The following is a 14505-nucleotide window of genomic DNA, read 5'->3' as shown; positions in this document are numbered from 1 at the left end:
GACGTCCCGACCGACCTCCAGGCGCGGTTGATGAGTGGCACACGTCCGCTCGAACGGCTATAGATCCAGCACCATCATGATTTCGTCGCGGTAGTCGTCGGCGGCGACGCGGACTGCGCGTGGGTGGGCGCCGACGACGCGGTAGCCGAGGGGGCCGTAGAACTTCTCCAGGCCGAGGCCGCTGCGGACGGTGAGCTGCAGTTGCTCGAGGCCGAGGTCGACGGCGGAGCCGCGCAGACCTTCCATCAGGATCCGGCCGGCGCCGGTGCCCTGGCACTCCGGGTGAACCATCACCCGCAGCACCGTCCGCCAGTGCGCCTGCAGCCCGCTGCCGCGGCTCACCAGCATGCCCATCCCGACGTACCGCTCACCGTTGTGGAGCACGCCGAGCAGGTCCACCCCGGCCGCGACCCGGCCGAGGGCGCCGTCGAGGTTCTCCGCGATCTGCTCGACCGGCGCCGGAGCGGTGTACCCGACCGCGCCGCCCGCGTTTGTCGCCGCGACCCAGGTGTCCAGCAGATCCGCCCGCAACCCCGGAGCGAGCGCCTCCTCCGGTTCCGTCACAAGGTATTTCACCGCACCTCCATCTGCGACTGAGTTGCAGATAGCTTACGACTCCAGCGACTGCCGGTCCGGCACGGTACCCAGCTTGTCGGGGTTGCGGATCAGGTACAGCTCGGTGATTCGGCCGTCCGTGCTCTTCATGAACGTGACCGTGTCGGGCTCGTCGTTGTAGTACGCGACGTAGGCCAGCTCGTCGTTCAGCGACGCCATCCGGATCTCGAACCCCGGGTTGTCCGCGAGGACCGCGAACAGCCAGCGGGCGATCTTTTCCGCGCCGTGGATCGGCCGGAGCGCGGCCCTCTTCTTCCCGCCGCCGTCGCTGATCAGTACGGCGTCCGGCGCGAGCAGCGCGACCACCTGGTCGAAGTCGCCGGACCCGGCCGCCTGCATGAACCGCATCGTCAGCTCGTCGTGGCGCGCCTTGTCGACGTGATGCCGCGGCTGCCGCGCCTGCACATGCTCGCGGGCCCGATGCGCGAGCTGCCGTACGGCGGCCTCGGACCGGCCGAGGGTGTCCGCGATCTCGTCGTACGGCAGATCGAAGACCTCGCGGAGGACGAACGTGGCGCGTTCGAGCGGCGAAAGGGTCTCGAGTACGACGAGCATCGCCATGCTGACCGAGTCCGCGAGCTCGACCGCGGCCGCTGGGTCGTCGTCGGTCGCCAGCGGTTCCGGCAGCCACGGGCCGACGTACTGCTCGCGCCGGGACTTCTGCTCGCGCAACCGGTTCAGCGCCAGACGCGTGGTGATGCGGATCAGGTACGCCCGCGGGTCGCGGATGTCGTCGTGATCGATCGCGGCCCAGCGCAACCACGCCTCCTGGACCACGTCCTCGGCGTCGCTCACACTGCCGACCACGCGGTACGCCGCCCCGACCAGGACGGACCGGTGCTCGGCGAACTCGCGGGCCAGTTCCTCCTCGGTCACTGAACCGGCCTCAATTCGCAGAACTCCTTGTAGCCCTGGCTGGTCAGTCCGAGGGCGGCGTTGATCCGTGAGCGGTAGTTCTCCAGCGCCGCGATCGCGGTCAGCTCGACCAGCTGCTCCTCGCTCAGGTCCTGCCGCAGCCGCTCGACCTGCTCGTCGGTGACCTCCGGCGGTGTGGCCGTCATCGCTTCGGTGTAGTCCATCACCGCGCGCTCCAGATCCGTGTAGACCTCGCTGTCCCGCCACTTTGGCACATCGTGCAGCTTCGCCGGGTCAATCCCCTGGTGGTGGAACTCCCAATATCCGAAGTCCATGCACCAACTGCACCCGATCCGCGCCGACGTCACCATCACCGCGAGCGCCTTGAGCGCCGGGTCCAGCGCCTTCCACCGCTCCGCGGTCGCCTCCAGCAAGGTCGTCGACAGCAGCACCCGCCGGTTGTGCAACGCGACCTTCACCGGATCCGGCACCTTCCGGAACTTCCGCCGGCTGCCCCATTCCACCAACCGCACCACCAGCGACCGCCGATGCTCCATACCGACCCGCGCCATCCCAACCTCCAAGATTCGTTCGTCACCCCGAGGACACGCCCCGCCCCCGCCGTGTGACATGACCCCGCTCACACCGCCAACCTCAACTTTGAGAACCCACCAACCATGAAACGGGCGGAAAACTGGTTGGTGGGTTCCCAAAGTTGGATTTGGGTACGAGGGTGATGGCGAGGGATTGGATATTCATCCGCTTCGTGGCATACTCATTCACATGAGTGTGACGGTGGCGGTGGCCGGTGCCAGTGGGTATGCGGGGGGCGAGCTGCTCCGGTTGCTGAGTAGCCACCCCGAGGTGGAGATCGGCGCGTTGACCGCCGGCGGGAACGCCGGTACGGCGCTCGGCGTGCACCACCCGCACCTCGTGCCGCTGGCCGGGCGCATCCTGGTCGAGACCACGGCGGAGAACCTCGCCGGTCACGACGTGGTGTTCCTGGCCCTGCCGCACGGACAGTCCGCCGTCATTGCCGAGCAGCTCGGAGATGACGTCACCGTGATCGACTGCGGCGCGGACTTCCGGCTGATCGAGGCCGAGGCGTGGGTCGAGTTCTACGGCGGCGAGCACGCCGGCGCCTGGCCGTACGGGCTCCCCGAGCTCCCGGGTCAACGCGACAAGCTCCGCGGGTCGAACCGGGTCGCCGTACCTGGGTGTTACCCCACGGTCTCCACCTTGGCCCTGCTCCCCGCCGTACAGAACGGGCTCGTCGACCCCACCCAGTTGGTGGTCGTCGCCGTCAGCGGTACGTCGGGTGCGGGCAAGGCCCCGAAGGCACACCTGCTCGGCGCGGAGGTGATGGGATCCGCCTCGGCGTACGGCGTCGGCGGCGTGCATCGCCATACGCCGGAGATCGAGCAGAACCTCACGCCGTACGCCGATGCGCCGGTGAGCGTCTCGTTCACGCCCGTGCTCGCGCCGATGGCTCGCGGCATCCTCGCCACCTGCAGCGCACCGGTCGCCGACGGCACCGACTACGCCGCGCTCCGGAAGGCCTACGAGGACGCGTACGCCGACGAGCCGTTCATCCACCTGCTGCCCGAGGGGCAATGGCCGCAGACGCAGGCCACCCTCGGCGCGAACACCGTGCAGTTGCAGATCGCCCTGGACCAGCGCACCGGCCGCGCCGTCGTCGTGGCCGCGATGGACAACCTCACCAAGGGCACCGCCGGCGCCGCCGTGCAGTGCATGAACCTGGCCACCGGTCTCGACGAGACCCTGGCCCTGCCTCTCGTAGGAGTCGCCCCGTGACCCTTGCCGTCACCCCAGCCACCCAAGTCGATCGGAGCGCCGGGGTCACCGCGCCGGCAGGCTTCCGCGCGGCCGGGGTGATCGCCGGGATCAAACCAGCCGGTACGCCGGACCTCACCGTCGTGGTCAACGACGGCCCGCACGACGTCGCCGCGGGGGTCTTCACCACGAACAAGGTGAAGGCCGCGCCGGTGCTGTGGTCGCAGCAGGTCCTGACCGCCGGCAAGCTGAAGGCCGTCGTCCTCAACTCCGGCGGTGCGAATGCCTGCACCGGACCCGAGGGCTTCCAGGACACCCACAAGACCGCGGAGAAGCTGGCGTCGGTGCTCGGCATCGGTGCCGCCGAGGTCGGGGTCTGTTCGACGGGGCTGATCGGCGAACGCCTCCCGATGGACAAGCTGATCCCCGGGATCGACGCGGCCGTCGCGGCGCTCGGTGATGATGCGGCCGCCGGGCTCGCTGCCGCCACTGCGGTGATGACCACGGACAACATGCCGAAGCAGGCCGTGCTGAAGCACCCGGACGGCTGGAGCATCGGCGGGTTCGCGAAGGGCGCCGGGATGTGCGCGCCGAACATGGCCACGATGCTCAGCGTGATCACCACCGACGCCGTCCTCGACCAGCCGCACCTCGACCACGCGCTGCGGAACGCGGTCGGCAAGACCTTCAACCGGCTCGACGTCGACGGCGGTACGTCGACCAACGACACCGTCCTGCTGCTCAGCTCGGGCGCGTCCGGTGTCACGGTCACCCCCGAGGCGTTCGAGACGGCCCTCACGGCCCTGGCTGCTGACCTGGTGAAGCAGTTGCAGGCCGACGCCGAGGGCGTCACCAAGCACGTGAGCATCACGGTGCAGGGCGCCGCGACCGAGGCGGAGGCGCTGGCCGCCGCCAAGGTCGTTGCCGAGGACAACCTGTGCAAGACCGCGTTCTTCGCTTCCGACCCGAACTGGGGACGGATCGCGATGGCGGTCGGCAACGCGCCCACCGCGTTCGACCCGTCGCTGCTCGACATCACCCTGAACGGCGCCGCCATCTGTGTCGCCGGCGGCAAGGGCGTCGACCGCTCCGAGGCGGACCTCAGCGGTCTGGAGATCGACGTGGTCATCGACCTGCACGCCGGCCCCGCGTCGGCGACCGTCCTCACCACGGACCTCTCGCACGCGTACGTCGAAGAGAACTCGGCGTACTCGTCATGATCTTTCCGGAAGCGGTGGAGAAGGCCGCTGTACTGACCGAGGCGCTGCCGTGGCTGAAGCAGTTCCACGGGAAGACTGTCGTGGTGAAGTACGGCGGGAACGCGATGGTCGACGAGAAACTCAAGAGAGCGTTTGCTGAGGACATCGTCTTCCTCCGGTACGCCGGGGTGCGTGTCGTCGTCGTTCACGGCGGCGGACCGCAGATCAGCGACATGCTCGGCCGGCTCGGCATCGACAGCGAGTTCCGCGGCGGGCTCCGGGTCACCACGCCCGAGGCGATGGATGTTGTCGGCATGGTGCTGGTCGGCAAGGTCGGCCGGGAGTTGGTCGGACTGCTGAACGCTCACGGCCCGTTCGCGGTGGGGATGTCCGGTGAGGACGCGGGCCTGTTCACCGCGGAACGCCGTACGGCGCTGGTCGACGGCGAGCAGGTCGACATCGGGCTGGTCGGTGACGTGGTCGAGGTCCGGCCGGAGGCGGTGGTCGACCTGATCGACGCCGGCCGGATCCCGGTGGTGTCGACGATCGCGCCCGACGAGGACGGACTCGCGCACAACGTGAACGCGGACACCGCCGCCGCGGCGCTCGCCTCGGCGCTCGGTGCGGAGAAGCTCGTCGTACTGACCGACGTGGCCGGGCTCTATCGGAACTGGCCCGACAGCGACGAGATCATCACCCAGATCGACACCGATGAGCTCGCGGAGTTGCTGCCGTCGCTGGCGTCCGGCATGGTGCCGAAGATGGAAGCCTGCCTGCGCGCGGTCCAGTCCGGCGTCTCCCGAGCCACCGTGATCGACGGCCGCGTGCCGCACTCGCTGCTACTGGAAATCTTCACCGATGCCGGAGTTGGAACCCAGGTGATCCCGTCATGACCGAACTGCTGACTGTCGACGGCACGCAGGCCGCGCTCACCGAGCGGTACTCCAGTGCGCTGATGAACACGTTCGGCGCCCCGAAGAGGGTGCTGGTCCGCGGCGAGGGCGCGTACCTGTGGGATGCCGACGGCAACAAGTACCTCGACCTGCTCGGTGGGCTCGCGGTGAACTGTCTCGGGCACGCGCACCCTTTCGTGGTGTCCGCGGTGACGTCGCAGCTCGCCACCCTGGGCCATGTCTCGAACTTCTTCGCCTCCGCGCCGCAGATCGCGCTCGCCGAGAAGCTGCTCGGTCTCTTCGACGTCCCGGGCAAGGTGTTCTTCACGAACTCCGGCACCGAGGCGAACGAGGCCGCGTTCAAGATCACCCGCCGTACCGGCCGGACCAAGATCGTCTCGACGGTCGGCGCCTTCCACGGGCGGTCGATGGGCGCGCTCGCGATCACCTGGAAGCCGGCGTACCGGGAGGCGTTCGCGCCGCTGCCGGGCGACGTCGAGTTCGTCCCGTACGGCGACGCAGACGCGCTGGCCGCGGCGGTCGACGACCAGACCGCGGCCGTGGTACTCGAACCGATCCAGGGCGAGAACGGTGTCGTCGTACCGCCGGCCGGATATCTGCAGGCGGCGCGGCGGATCACGTCCGAGCACGGCGCGCTGCTGTGGATCGACGAGATCCAGACCGGGATCGGCCGGACCGGGACCTGGTTCGGGTACGAGGCCGACGGGATCACGCCGGACCTGGTGACCGTCGCGAAGGGGCTCGGGGCCGGGATCCCGATCGGTGCGTGCATCGGTCTCGGCGCGGCAGCGGACCTGCTGCAGCCGGGGAACCACGGGACCACGTTCGGCGGCAACCCGGTCGCGGCGATCGCCGGGCTGGCGGTGCTGACCGTCATCGAGAGGGACGGCCTGCTCGCGCAGGTGAATGCCGTCGGCAACCACCTCGCGTCCTCGATCATCGCGCTCGACCACCCGCTGATCGCGGGCGTCCGGGGTCGCGGGCTGCTGCTCGCGATCCAGCTGACCAAGCCGGTGTCGGACCAGGTGGCGGCGCTCGCGCTGGAGGCCGGGTTCGTGATCAACAACCCCATCCCGGACGCGTTGCGGCTGGCGCCGCCGTACATCCTCAGTAAGGCTGATGCGGACAGTTTCGTCGCGGCCCTCCCGGGCCTGCTCGACAAGGTGGAGGCGTAATGGTGCGGCACTTCCTGCGGGACGACGATCTGTCACCGGTCGAGCAGGACGAAGTACTGACGCTGGCCGCGCAGCTGGCGGGGGACCGGTACGGGCACAAGCCGCTCGAGGGTCCGAAGACCGTGGCGGTGATCTTCGACAAGACGTCGACGCGGACGCGGATCTCGTTCGCGGTCGGGATCTCGGAGCTGGGCGGCGTACCGCTGATCATCGACGCGCAGACCTCGCAGCTCGGTCGCGGCGAGCCGATCGCGGACACCACGCGGGTGCTGGACCGGCAGGTCGCGGCGATCGTGTGGCGGACGTTCGGGCAATCGCGGATCGAGGAGATGGCGGCCGCGTCGTCGGTGCCGGTCGTGAACGCGCTGACCGACGAGTTCCACCCGTGCCAGATCCTCGCGGACCTGCAGACGGTACGCCAGCACAAGGGCTCGACGGCCGGGCTGAAGCTGGTCTACCTGGGCGACGGCGCCAACAACATGGCGCACTCCTACCTGCTCGGCGGCGCGACCGCCGGCATGCACGTCGTGATCGGATCGCCTGCGGACTACCAGCCGGATCCGGACGTGGTCGTGAGCGCGGCGGCGATCGCCGAGAAGACCGGCGGATCGGTTGCCTGGACGGAGGACCCGATAGCGGCCGTCGACGGTGCCGATGTCGTTGCCACCGACACCTGGGTGTCGATGGGCCAGGAAGCCGAGGCAGCTGACCGTGAAGCGCCGTTCGTGCCGTACGCCGTGACGGAGCAACTGCTCGGCAAGGCGAAGCCGGATGCGATCGTCCTGCACTGCCTGCCCGCCTATCGTGGCAAGGAGATCGAGGCGGCCGTCATCGACGGACCGCAGTCGGTCGTCTGGGACGAGGCCGAGAACCGGCTGCACGCGCAGAAGGCGCTGCTGTCGTGGCTGCTGGCAAGGAGTTTCGAGGCATGAGTATCGCCGTACCGACTACCAAGACTGCGCGGCAGCAGCGGATCGTCGACCTGCTCGGGCGGCAGCCGGTGCGGTCGCAGACCGAGCTGGCTGATCTGCTTGCCGCGTCGGGGCTGGCGGTCGGGCAGGCGACGCTGTCCCGGGACCTGGTCGAGATCGGTGCGGTGAAGGTCCGCGACTCGTCCGGCCAGCTCGTGTACGCCGTACCAGGTGAAGGCGGTGACCGTACGCCGCGTGCCGGTGAGGCTGCTGCGTTCGAGGCCCGGCTGGCCCGGGTGGCGTCCGAGCTGCTCGTGTCGGCGGAGGGCAGCGCCAACCTGGTCATCCTGCGAACCCCGCCGGGGGCGGCCCAGTACTTCGCGTCGGCGATCGACCACGTGGGCCTGGACGACGTCCTCGGCACCATCGCCGGTGACGACACCGTGATGGTCGTCTCCCGGAACCCGACCGGCGGTCAGGACCTGGCCGCCCGTTTCCTGTCCCTCGCAGCCCGCGAACCGAAGTAGAGGAAGTGTCTTGAGTACTGGAGAGAGCGGCGCCCGGGATTCGGCATTGTGGGGGGCCCGGTTCTCGGGCGGACCCGCCGACGCGCTGGCGGCGTTGAGCAAGTCGACGGACTTCGACTGGCGGCTGGCGCCGTACGACATCGCCGGGTCGAAGGCTCACGCCAAGGTGCTGCACCGCGCGGGTCTGCTCACGGACGACGATCTGGCGGCGATGTTGGAGGGCCTCGACGGGCTGCTGGCCGACGTACTGTCCGGAGAGTTCCTCCCCGCTACGGAGGACGAGGACGTGCACACCGCGCTGGAGCACGGTCTGCTCGTTCGGCTCGGTGCCGAGCTGGGTGGGCGGCTGCGTGCGGGGCGGTCGCGAAACGACCAGGTCGCCACGCTGTTCAAGAGCTACCTGCGCGAACACGGCCGGATCATCGGCCGGTTGCTGCTGGAGCAGGTGAACACGCTGGCGGATCAGGCCGAGCGGCATCTGGGTGTGGCGATGCCCGGGCGGACGCATCTGCAGCACGCGCAGCCGGTTCTGCTGTCGCATCATCTGCTCGCGCACGCGTGGCCGCTGATCCGGGATCTGGATCGACTCGCCGACTGGGACGCTCGGGTCGCCGCGGATTCGCCGTACGGCTCGGGGGCCCTGGCAGGCAGCTCGCTCGGGCTGGATCCGCAGTTCGTCGCTGTTGAGCTGGGCTTCACCAACTCCTCGGCGAACTCGATCGACGGTACGTCGTCGCGGGACTTCGTCGCGGAGTTCGCGTTCGTCACCGCGCAGATCGGCGTCGACCTGTCCCGGCAGGCCGAAGAGGTGATCCTCTGGGCGACCAAGGAGTTCGGGTTCGTCGAGCTGGACGACGCGTTCTCGACCGGGTCGAGCATCATGCCGCAGAAGAAGAACCCCGACATCGCCGAGCTCGCCCGCGGCAAGGCCGGGCGGCTGATCGGCAACCTGAGCGGTCTGCTGGCGACGCTCAAGGCGCAGCCGCTCGCGTACAACCGGGACCTGCAGGAGGACAAGGAACCGGTCTTCGACTCCATCGACACCCTCGAGGTGCTGCTGCCCGCATTCACCGGGATGATCCAGACGCTGCGCTTCAACGCGGAACGTCTCGAGGAGCTGGCACCGCAGGGCTTCTCGCTGGCGACCGACATCGCCGAGTGGCTGGTCCGCCAGAAGGTCCCGTTCCGCGTCGCCCACGAACTGGCCGGCGCCTGCGTCCAGGAATGCGAGAAGCGCGGCATCGAACTGTGGGACCTGACCGACGAGGATCTGGCCGCGATCTCGCCGGAGCTGACTCCGGAGGTCCGCTCCGTCCTCACAGTCGAAGGCTCCCTCGCCTCCCGCAACACCCGAGGCGGAACCGCGCAGGACCGGGTCACCGAACAACTGGCTGAACTCCGCGACCGCGCCACCGCCCACACCACCCGCCTGACCTGACGTGAGCCGATCGCCCACCGATAGAGCACAGGGTTGGTGATCCGCTCGCGTTGGGTATCCGTGGTCGGCCGATCGCGCCAGATCCCGAAGGCACGCTTCCCGGAACATTTTCGTCACCGGCTGGCACTTTTGTTCCGTCCCCGCGGCGAGCAGACGACGGGTTATTCCCGCGCGTTGGGGGGTTCTCTACTGATACATGAGTGGAGAACCCTGCACGCGAGGGGATAACCGCCGCTCTGACGGTGGCTGAGGTAGGTCGGTCCCGTCCGAGGGCTGGGTGTTGCGTCATCTAGGGTGCTGCGCATGCGTCGTTCGTTGCTTGCCGGTCCTGTGTTGGAGGTGGCGCCGCGGCTGTTGGGGATGGTGCTGCGCAGCACCACCTCCGATGGGACGGTGGCGGTCCGACTGACCGAGGTCGAGGCGTACGACGGGCCGAACGACCCTGGCTCGCATGCGTACCGGGGTCAAACGTCGCGCAACGCGGTGATGTTCGGCCCGGCCGGCTTCCTCTACGTGTACTTCACCTACGGAATGCACTTCTGCATGAACGTCGTCGCCGGCTCGGAAGGCCAGCCGTCCGCTGTCCTGCTCCGCGCCGGCGAGGTGATCGAAGGCGTCGAACTCGCCCGCGTCCGCCGCGGTCGGCTGACCGAGCAGAAGGTCGTCGTCAACCAGGCGGCCGGAATCCGACCGGGCCCGATCGCCAAACGACGCAATGGCAATCCAGATCGCGATCTTGCGCGCGGGCCGGCTCGGTTGTGTGTTGCCCTGGGCATCGGACGTGAAGGCAACGGCGTCGACCTGCTGGCGAAGAACTCACCGATCGAGCTACTCGACGGTCCCGGCTTCGACGGCGTACCCGCGACCGGCCCACGCGTCGGCCTGCGCGAGGCCGCCGACCGCCCCTGGCGCTTCTGGATCCCGAACGACCCGACAGTTTCGCCTTACCGCCCGCATGTCCCGAAAAAACGCGCCTAGCGGTTGGCCAGCTCGAGCACGTAGTCCAACTGCGGCAGCCCGTGCTCCACCTCCGGGTCTGGGAACAGCCCGACGTGCTGCACCCCGGCCGCCTCCAGTGTCTCCACATGCGCCGCCGCGTCGTCGAGCGTGCCGATTGCCCCGATAGCGGTCCACCAGTCGCTCGGCATCCCCACCAGGCCCGCCTCGCCCGATGCGTCGTACAGCTTCTTCATCTCGTCGAAGAACGGCAGCGCGGTCAGCTGCGGCGGCCGCTCACCGATCCGCCACCCGAGCCACGGCGCGGTCCACTCGTACGCCGTTTTGCGGTCTTCGCGCACGCACATCGCCGCGAACACGGCGACCACGAACCCCTCGGGCGATCCGGCATACTCCACCGACTGACGCACGTACGGCGCGGTCGCCGGCTCGGCCAGCACGACACCGCCCGCGACCCGCCCCGCGAGCGCCATCGACTTCGGACCCTGGACACCGAGCAGGATCGGCGGCACCTCCGCCGGCGGTGCGTCCAGCTTCACCTTGTCGAGGAAGACCGTCTTGCCCTCGAAGCTGACCTCCTCGCCACGGAGCAGCCGGGTGACGCTGGTCGTCACTTCCTCGAGCGCAGTCAGCGGCGACTTCGGCCGGACCCCCATCTGGCCCATCCACGACTGCACGCCATGACCGATACCGGGCAGGAACCGCCCCGGCCCGAGCGCCTCCAGCGTCGCGAACTCCATTGCGGTCACCGCGGCCGTGCGGGCGACCGCCGGCACGATCCCGAGCCCGACGGTCAGCCGCTCGGTCGACGTCAGCGCGGCCGACACCAGCGACGGTCCGGCCGTGAAGAAGCAGTCCTCGATGATCCACAGCTCGTCCGCGCCACCACGGTCGAGCCGCCGTGCCACGTCGGTGACAAGCGCAGCCGGGTAGGTACGCGGGAAGCACATTCCTAAGGCGGTCATGGGGAGACGGTAGGGGAGAGCGCCGACAGTTCGTGAACGACGGGTCAAAGGTGTGCGCGCGCCGCGAGGGAGGGCGACTAGCGGACCGTGCTGCGGGTAGGTTTCTGGTATGGCCCGTCCGCACTACTCGTCCCGTCTCGAGGACTGGTTCAACCTCGGGTTGCAGGCGGTACTTCGGCGCCGTGGCTGGCAGGAGCGGATCATCCCGCAGGTCGGTTACGGCAACACCGAGTTCGTCCGGGTGCTGGCCCGCGTGGTGCTCGGGCGGGACCCGCGCAACCAGCCGCGGTACGACGAGGACCAGGTGATCCGCGGCTGGCGCGTGTTCGTGACGGCGCCGGCGACCAAGGTGCCGGTGACGGTTACCGTCGGCGGGCAGACGTTCGACGCCGTGACCGATCGCGGCGGGTTCATCGACCTGAACGTGCCGGTGGTGCTGCCGCCTGGCTGGCACGAGATCGTGCTGGGCGTTCATGGCGACCGGCAGGCGCGGGCGCGGATCTTCGTCCCGGACCCGGAGGCCACGTTCGGTCTGGTCAGCGACATCGACGACACGGTGATCCTGACGATGCTGCCCCGTCCGCTGATCGCGGCCTGGAACACGTTCGTCCGCGACGAGCAGGCGCGCCGCGTCGTACCAGGTATGGCCGGTCTCTACGAGGAGTTGCTGGCGGACCACCCGGGCGCCCCGATGTTCTACCTCTCCACAGGAGCGTGGAACACCGCACCGACGCTGACGCGCTTCCTCGCACGGCACGGGTACCCGCCGGGGCCGTTGCTGATGACGGACTGGGGGCCGACCAACACCGGTTGGTTCCGCAGCGGCCAGGAACACAAGCGGACCGCGCTGCGCCGGCTGGCGCGTGAGTTCCCCAACGTGCGCTGGGTGCTGATCGGGGACGACGGCCAGCACGACCCCCAGCTGTACGGCGACTTCGCGCAGACGCACCCCGACCACGTGCTCGCCATCGGCATCCGCCAGCTCACCCCGGCCGAGCAGGTCCTGTCGCACGGTCTACCGGTCCCTAACCCGGACCCTGGTGCCCACGACCCACACCGGCCGACTGCCGTGACGGTGCAAGGTCCGGACGGACATGCCCTCCGTCCACAGCTCCGCTCGGTGCTGACACGTCCCGAACCCACCTGAGTCGCCGCACGCCGGCGTACAGGACACTAGTGCTGACCGACGTACTCGAGGAGAGAACTAGTGACCGAACGCCGCACTCAGGTGCTTGACGACCTGGAGAGCCGTGGCCTGATCGCCCACTCCACCGATCCGGATGCCCTCCGGGCCTCGATGGCGGCGGGACCGATCACCTCCTATGTCGGTTTCGACCCCACCGCGCCCAGCCTGCACATGGGCAACCTGCTGCAGCTCCTGACGCTGCGGCGGCTCCAGCTGGCCGGCCACAACCCGATCGGGCTCGTTGGCGGTGCCACCGGGTTGATCGGTGACCCCAAGGAGACGTCCGAGCGGGTGCTCAACCCGAAGGACATCGTCCACGAGTGGGTCGAGAAGGTTCGCGGACAGGTGGAGAAGTTCGTCGACTTCGACCAGTCGCTGCCGAACCCGGCCCGGATCGTCAACAACTACGACTGGACCAAGGATCTCAACACGCTCGACTTCCTGCGGGACATCGGGAAGCACTTCCCGGTGAACCGGATGCTCGGCCGCGAGGTGGTCAAGGCGCGGCTGGAGCAGGGGATCAGCTACACGGAGTTCAGCTACGTGCTGCTGCAGTCGCTGGACTTCCTCGAGCTGTACCGGCGGCACAACTGCACTCTGCAGACCGGCGGCAGCGACCAGTGGGGGAACCTGACGGCGGGCGTCGAGCTGATCCGTCGTACCGACGCCGGCAAGGCGCATGCACTGGCGACGCCACTGGTGACCAAGGCCGACGGCACGAAGTTCGGGAAGACCGAGTCCGGGACGGTGTGGCTGGACCGGGAGCTGACGACGCCGTACGCGTTCTACCAGTTCTGGTTCAACAGTGACGACCGCGACGTGATGCAGCTGGTGCGGTTCTACACGTTCCGTACGGCGGAAGAGATGGCCGCCCTCGGGCAGGCGACTGCCGAACGGCCACAGGCACGGGAAGCGCAACGGGTACTGGCCGAGGACGTGACGACCTTGGTCCATGGGGCCGAGGAGACTCGGCGGGTGCAGGAGGCCTCGAAGGCCTTGTTCGGCCAGGGGGAGCTGGGGTCTCTGGACGGCTCCACGCTCGTGGCAGCACTGCGCGAAGCACCGCACGTGGAGCTGGGCGCCGGCGAACCGATGCCGACGTACGGCGACCTGCTGGTGAAGTCGGGCCTGGTGGCGAGCAAGTCGGCCGCACGGCGGACGGTCGCCGAAGGTGGCGCGTACCTGAACAACGAGAAGGTGAAGGACGCGGAGTACGTGCCGGCCGCGGAGGACCTGCTGCCGGGCGGCGTGCTGGTGCTGCGCCGTGGGAAGCGTTCATTTGCAGGGGTTCTGGCAGCGCCGACGCAGGGCTGACAGCTGCGGTGTGGGAGTGGGCTCCACTCCCACACCCGGGTTGCCGAAGGCAAATTACAAGCCTGTGATTCAGCCCACCGGGAGCCGATTTGACCGGTCACCTGCGAGCCACGTAATGTTCTTCTTGTTGGAGCGAAGCGCGGGACGCGAAAGCGGCCGGCCGCTCCGAACCCCCCAAGGCTAGAGCAGCCGAAACGTGTCCTCGGACTCGGGTCGGCCGACTGGACGCGGGTGGAGGGTCAGAAAAATTGAGTCTTGACTCGGTGGATCTGGTCCGGTAAAGTAACGCAGGTTGCCCCGGGAGCCTGGCCGCAAGGCCAAGCTGCGGTGTGCGTCCGATTCTTGAGAACTCAACAGCGTGCCGAAAGTCAATGCCGAAATTGTAGTATCCCCGTTCACAGGCATTGGATGATTCTTCTACCCTGGTCTCTTCGAGGTTTTGGGTGGTGGGTTGTCTGTGTTCTGTGGCGGATTCCTTTGAAATTAATACGGATAACAATAGCCAGTAATGGTTTTGTTTCTGATTCAAAGGATCAGTTCGATGTTGTTGACTCTCCGGGCCTTTGGGTCTGGGTTGTCTATATTTTTCAACGGAGAGTTTGATCCTGGCTCAGGACGAACGCTGGCGGCGTGCTTAACACATGCAAGTCGAGCG

At 68.3% G+C, this 14505-nt stretch carries 14 protein-coding genes and 1 rRNA gene; 11 read left to right on the top strand and 4 right to left on the bottom strand.

Annotated elements, in window-relative coordinates:
- Nucleotides 1-57 precede the first annotated feature (57 nt).
- The 3 genes from EV137_RS24075 to EV137_RS24065 are packed head-to-tail and all read right to left on the bottom strand — an operon-like array spanning nucleotide 58 to nucleotide 2042.
- Nucleotides 58-576: a GNAT family N-acetyltransferase gene (locus EV137_RS24075; protein WP_134130913.1), complete on the bottom strand. Its 519-nt coding sequence runs from the start codon at nucleotides 574-576 to the stop codon at nucleotides 58-60.
- A 33-nt stretch (nucleotides 577-609) separates the two neighbouring features.
- A complete protein-coding gene (locus EV137_RS24070) occupies nucleotides 610-1491 on the bottom strand; it encodes an RNA polymerase sigma-70 factor (RefSeq protein WP_134007505.1) in 882 nt (293 codons plus the stop codon).
- Entirely contained in the window at nucleotides 1488-2042 is a 555-nt protein-coding gene (locus EV137_RS24065; protein ID WP_134130912.1) for a carboxymuconolactone decarboxylase family protein, read from the bottom strand. The genes EV137_RS24070 and EV137_RS24065 overlap by 4 nt, the downstream gene beginning before the upstream one ends.
- A 211-nt stretch (nucleotides 2043-2253) precedes the next feature.
- Here EV137_RS24065 and argC point away from each other — a divergent pair, with 211 nt between their 5' ends.
- The 8 genes from argC to EV137_RS24025 all read left to right on the top strand — a co-directional run bounded on the left by argC (nucleotide 2254) and on the right by EV137_RS24025 (nucleotide 10406).
- Nucleotides 2254-3285: an N-acetyl-gamma-glutamyl-phosphate reductase gene (argC, locus tag EV137_RS24060; RefSeq protein WP_134007509.1), complete on the top strand. Its 1032-nt coding sequence runs from the start codon at nucleotides 2254-2256 to the stop codon at nucleotides 3283-3285.
- Nucleotides 3282-4484 carry a bifunctional glutamate N-acetyltransferase/amino-acid acetyltransferase ArgJ gene (argJ, locus tag EV137_RS24055; RefSeq protein WP_134130911.1) on the top strand — a complete coding sequence of 401 codons (1203 nt, stop codon included), beginning with the start codon at nucleotides 3282-3284 and terminating at the stop codon, nucleotides 4482-4484. The genes argC and argJ overlap by 4 nt, the downstream gene beginning before the upstream one ends.
- A complete protein-coding gene (gene argB / locus EV137_RS24050; protein ID WP_134007514.1) occupies nucleotides 4481-5356 on the top strand; it encodes an acetylglutamate kinase in 876 nt (291 codons plus the stop codon). The genes argJ and argB overlap by 4 nt, the downstream gene beginning before the upstream one ends.
- Nucleotides 5353-6552, top strand: coding sequence for an acetylornithine transaminase (locus tag EV137_RS24045; protein ID WP_134130910.1), 1200 nt, complete (start codon nucleotides 5353-5355; stop codon nucleotides 6550-6552). The genes argB and EV137_RS24045 overlap by 4 nt, the downstream gene beginning before the upstream one ends.
- Entirely contained in the window at nucleotides 6552-7484 is a 933-nt protein-coding gene (gene argF, locus EV137_RS24040) for an ornithine carbamoyltransferase (protein WP_134130909.1), read from the top strand. The genes EV137_RS24045 and argF overlap by 1 nt, the downstream gene beginning before the upstream one ends.
- Nucleotides 7481-7990 carry an arginine repressor gene (locus EV137_RS24035; RefSeq protein WP_134130908.1) on the top strand — a complete coding sequence of 170 codons (510 nt, stop codon included), beginning with the start codon at nucleotides 7481-7483 and terminating at the stop codon, nucleotides 7988-7990. Before argF ends, EV137_RS24035 begins: the two co-directional genes overlap by 4 nt.
- A gap of 10 nt (nucleotides 7991-8000) precedes the next feature.
- A complete protein-coding gene (argH, locus tag EV137_RS24030) occupies nucleotides 8001-9428 on the top strand; it encodes an argininosuccinate lyase (RefSeq protein WP_134130907.1) in 1428 nt (475 codons plus the stop codon).
- A gap of 303 nt (nucleotides 9429-9731) precedes the next feature.
- A complete protein-coding gene (locus tag EV137_RS24025) occupies nucleotides 9732-10406 on the top strand; it encodes a DNA-3-methyladenine glycosylase (RefSeq protein ID WP_134007524.1) in 675 nt (224 codons plus the stop codon).
- Here EV137_RS24025 and EV137_RS24020 read toward each other — a convergent pair.
- Nucleotides 10403-11350, bottom strand: a complete 948-nt coding sequence (locus tag EV137_RS24020) for an LLM class flavin-dependent oxidoreductase (RefSeq protein ID WP_238175526.1) — start codon at nucleotides 11348-11350, stop codon at nucleotides 10403-10405. The genes EV137_RS24025 and EV137_RS24020 overlap by 4 nt on opposite strands.
- A gap of 109 nt (nucleotides 11351-11459) precedes the next feature.
- On the opposite strand from EV137_RS24020, the gene EV137_RS24015 reads away from it, so the two are divergent.
- The 3 genes from EV137_RS24015 to EV137_RS24005 form a co-directional block, all read left to right on the top strand.
- Nucleotides 11460-12497 (top strand): App1 family protein phosphatidate phosphatase, encoded by a 1038-nt coding sequence (locus EV137_RS24015; protein ID WP_134130906.1) that lies wholly within the window; start codon nucleotides 11460-11462, stop codon nucleotides 12495-12497.
- Nucleotides 12498-12557: 60 nt separating this feature from the next.
- Complete coding sequence (gene tyrS / locus EV137_RS24010; RefSeq protein WP_134130905.1) at nucleotides 12558-13850, top strand: tyrosine--tRNA ligase; 1293 nt, start codon at nucleotides 12558-12560, stop codon at nucleotides 13848-13850.
- A 587-nt stretch (nucleotides 13851-14437) separates the two neighbouring features.
- A 16S ribosomal RNA gene (locus tag EV137_RS24005) occupies nucleotides 14438-14505 on the top strand; the annotation flags it as partial.

Source organism: Kribbella pratensis (assembly GCF_004366075.1).
Lineage (GTDB): Bacteria > Actinomycetota > Actinomycetes > Propionibacteriales > Kribbellaceae > Kribbella > Kribbella pratensis.
Note: the sequence above shows the minus strand (reverse complement) of the source record. Positions and strands in the feature narration are given on the sequence as shown.

Coding starts and splice junctions, on each gene's coding strand:
- EV137_RS24065 (WP_134130912.1), bottom strand. CDS start 2,042: ATGGCGCGGGTCGGTATGGAGCATCGGCGGTCGCTGGTGGTGCGGTTG.
- argC (WP_134007509.1), top strand. CDS start 2,254: ATGAGTGTGACGGTGGCGGTGGCCGGTGCCAGTGGGTATGCGGGGGGC.
- argB (WP_134007514.1), top strand. CDS start 4,481: ATGATCTTTCCGGAAGCGGTGGAGAAGGCCGCTGTACTGACCGAGGCG.
- EV137_RS24045 (WP_134130910.1), top strand. CDS start 5,353: ATGACCGAACTGCTGACTGTCGACGGCACGCAGGCCGCGCTCACCGAG.
- argF (WP_134130909.1), top strand. CDS start 6,552: ATGGTGCGGCACTTCCTGCGGGACGACGATCTGTCACCGGTCGAGCAG.
- EV137_RS24035 (WP_134130908.1), top strand. CDS start 7,481: ATGAGTATCGCCGTACCGACTACCAAGACTGCGCGGCAGCAGCGGATC.
- EV137_RS24025 (WP_134007524.1), top strand. CDS start 9,732: ATGCGTCGTTCGTTGCTTGCCGGTCCTGTGTTGGAGGTGGCGCCGCGG.
- EV137_RS24020 (WP_238175526.1), bottom strand. CDS start 11,350: ATGACCGCCTTAGGAATGTGCTTCCCGCGTACCTACCCGGCTGCGCTT.
- EV137_RS24015 (WP_134130906.1), top strand. CDS start 11,460: ATGGCCCGTCCGCACTACTCGTCCCGTCTCGAGGACTGGTTCAACCTC.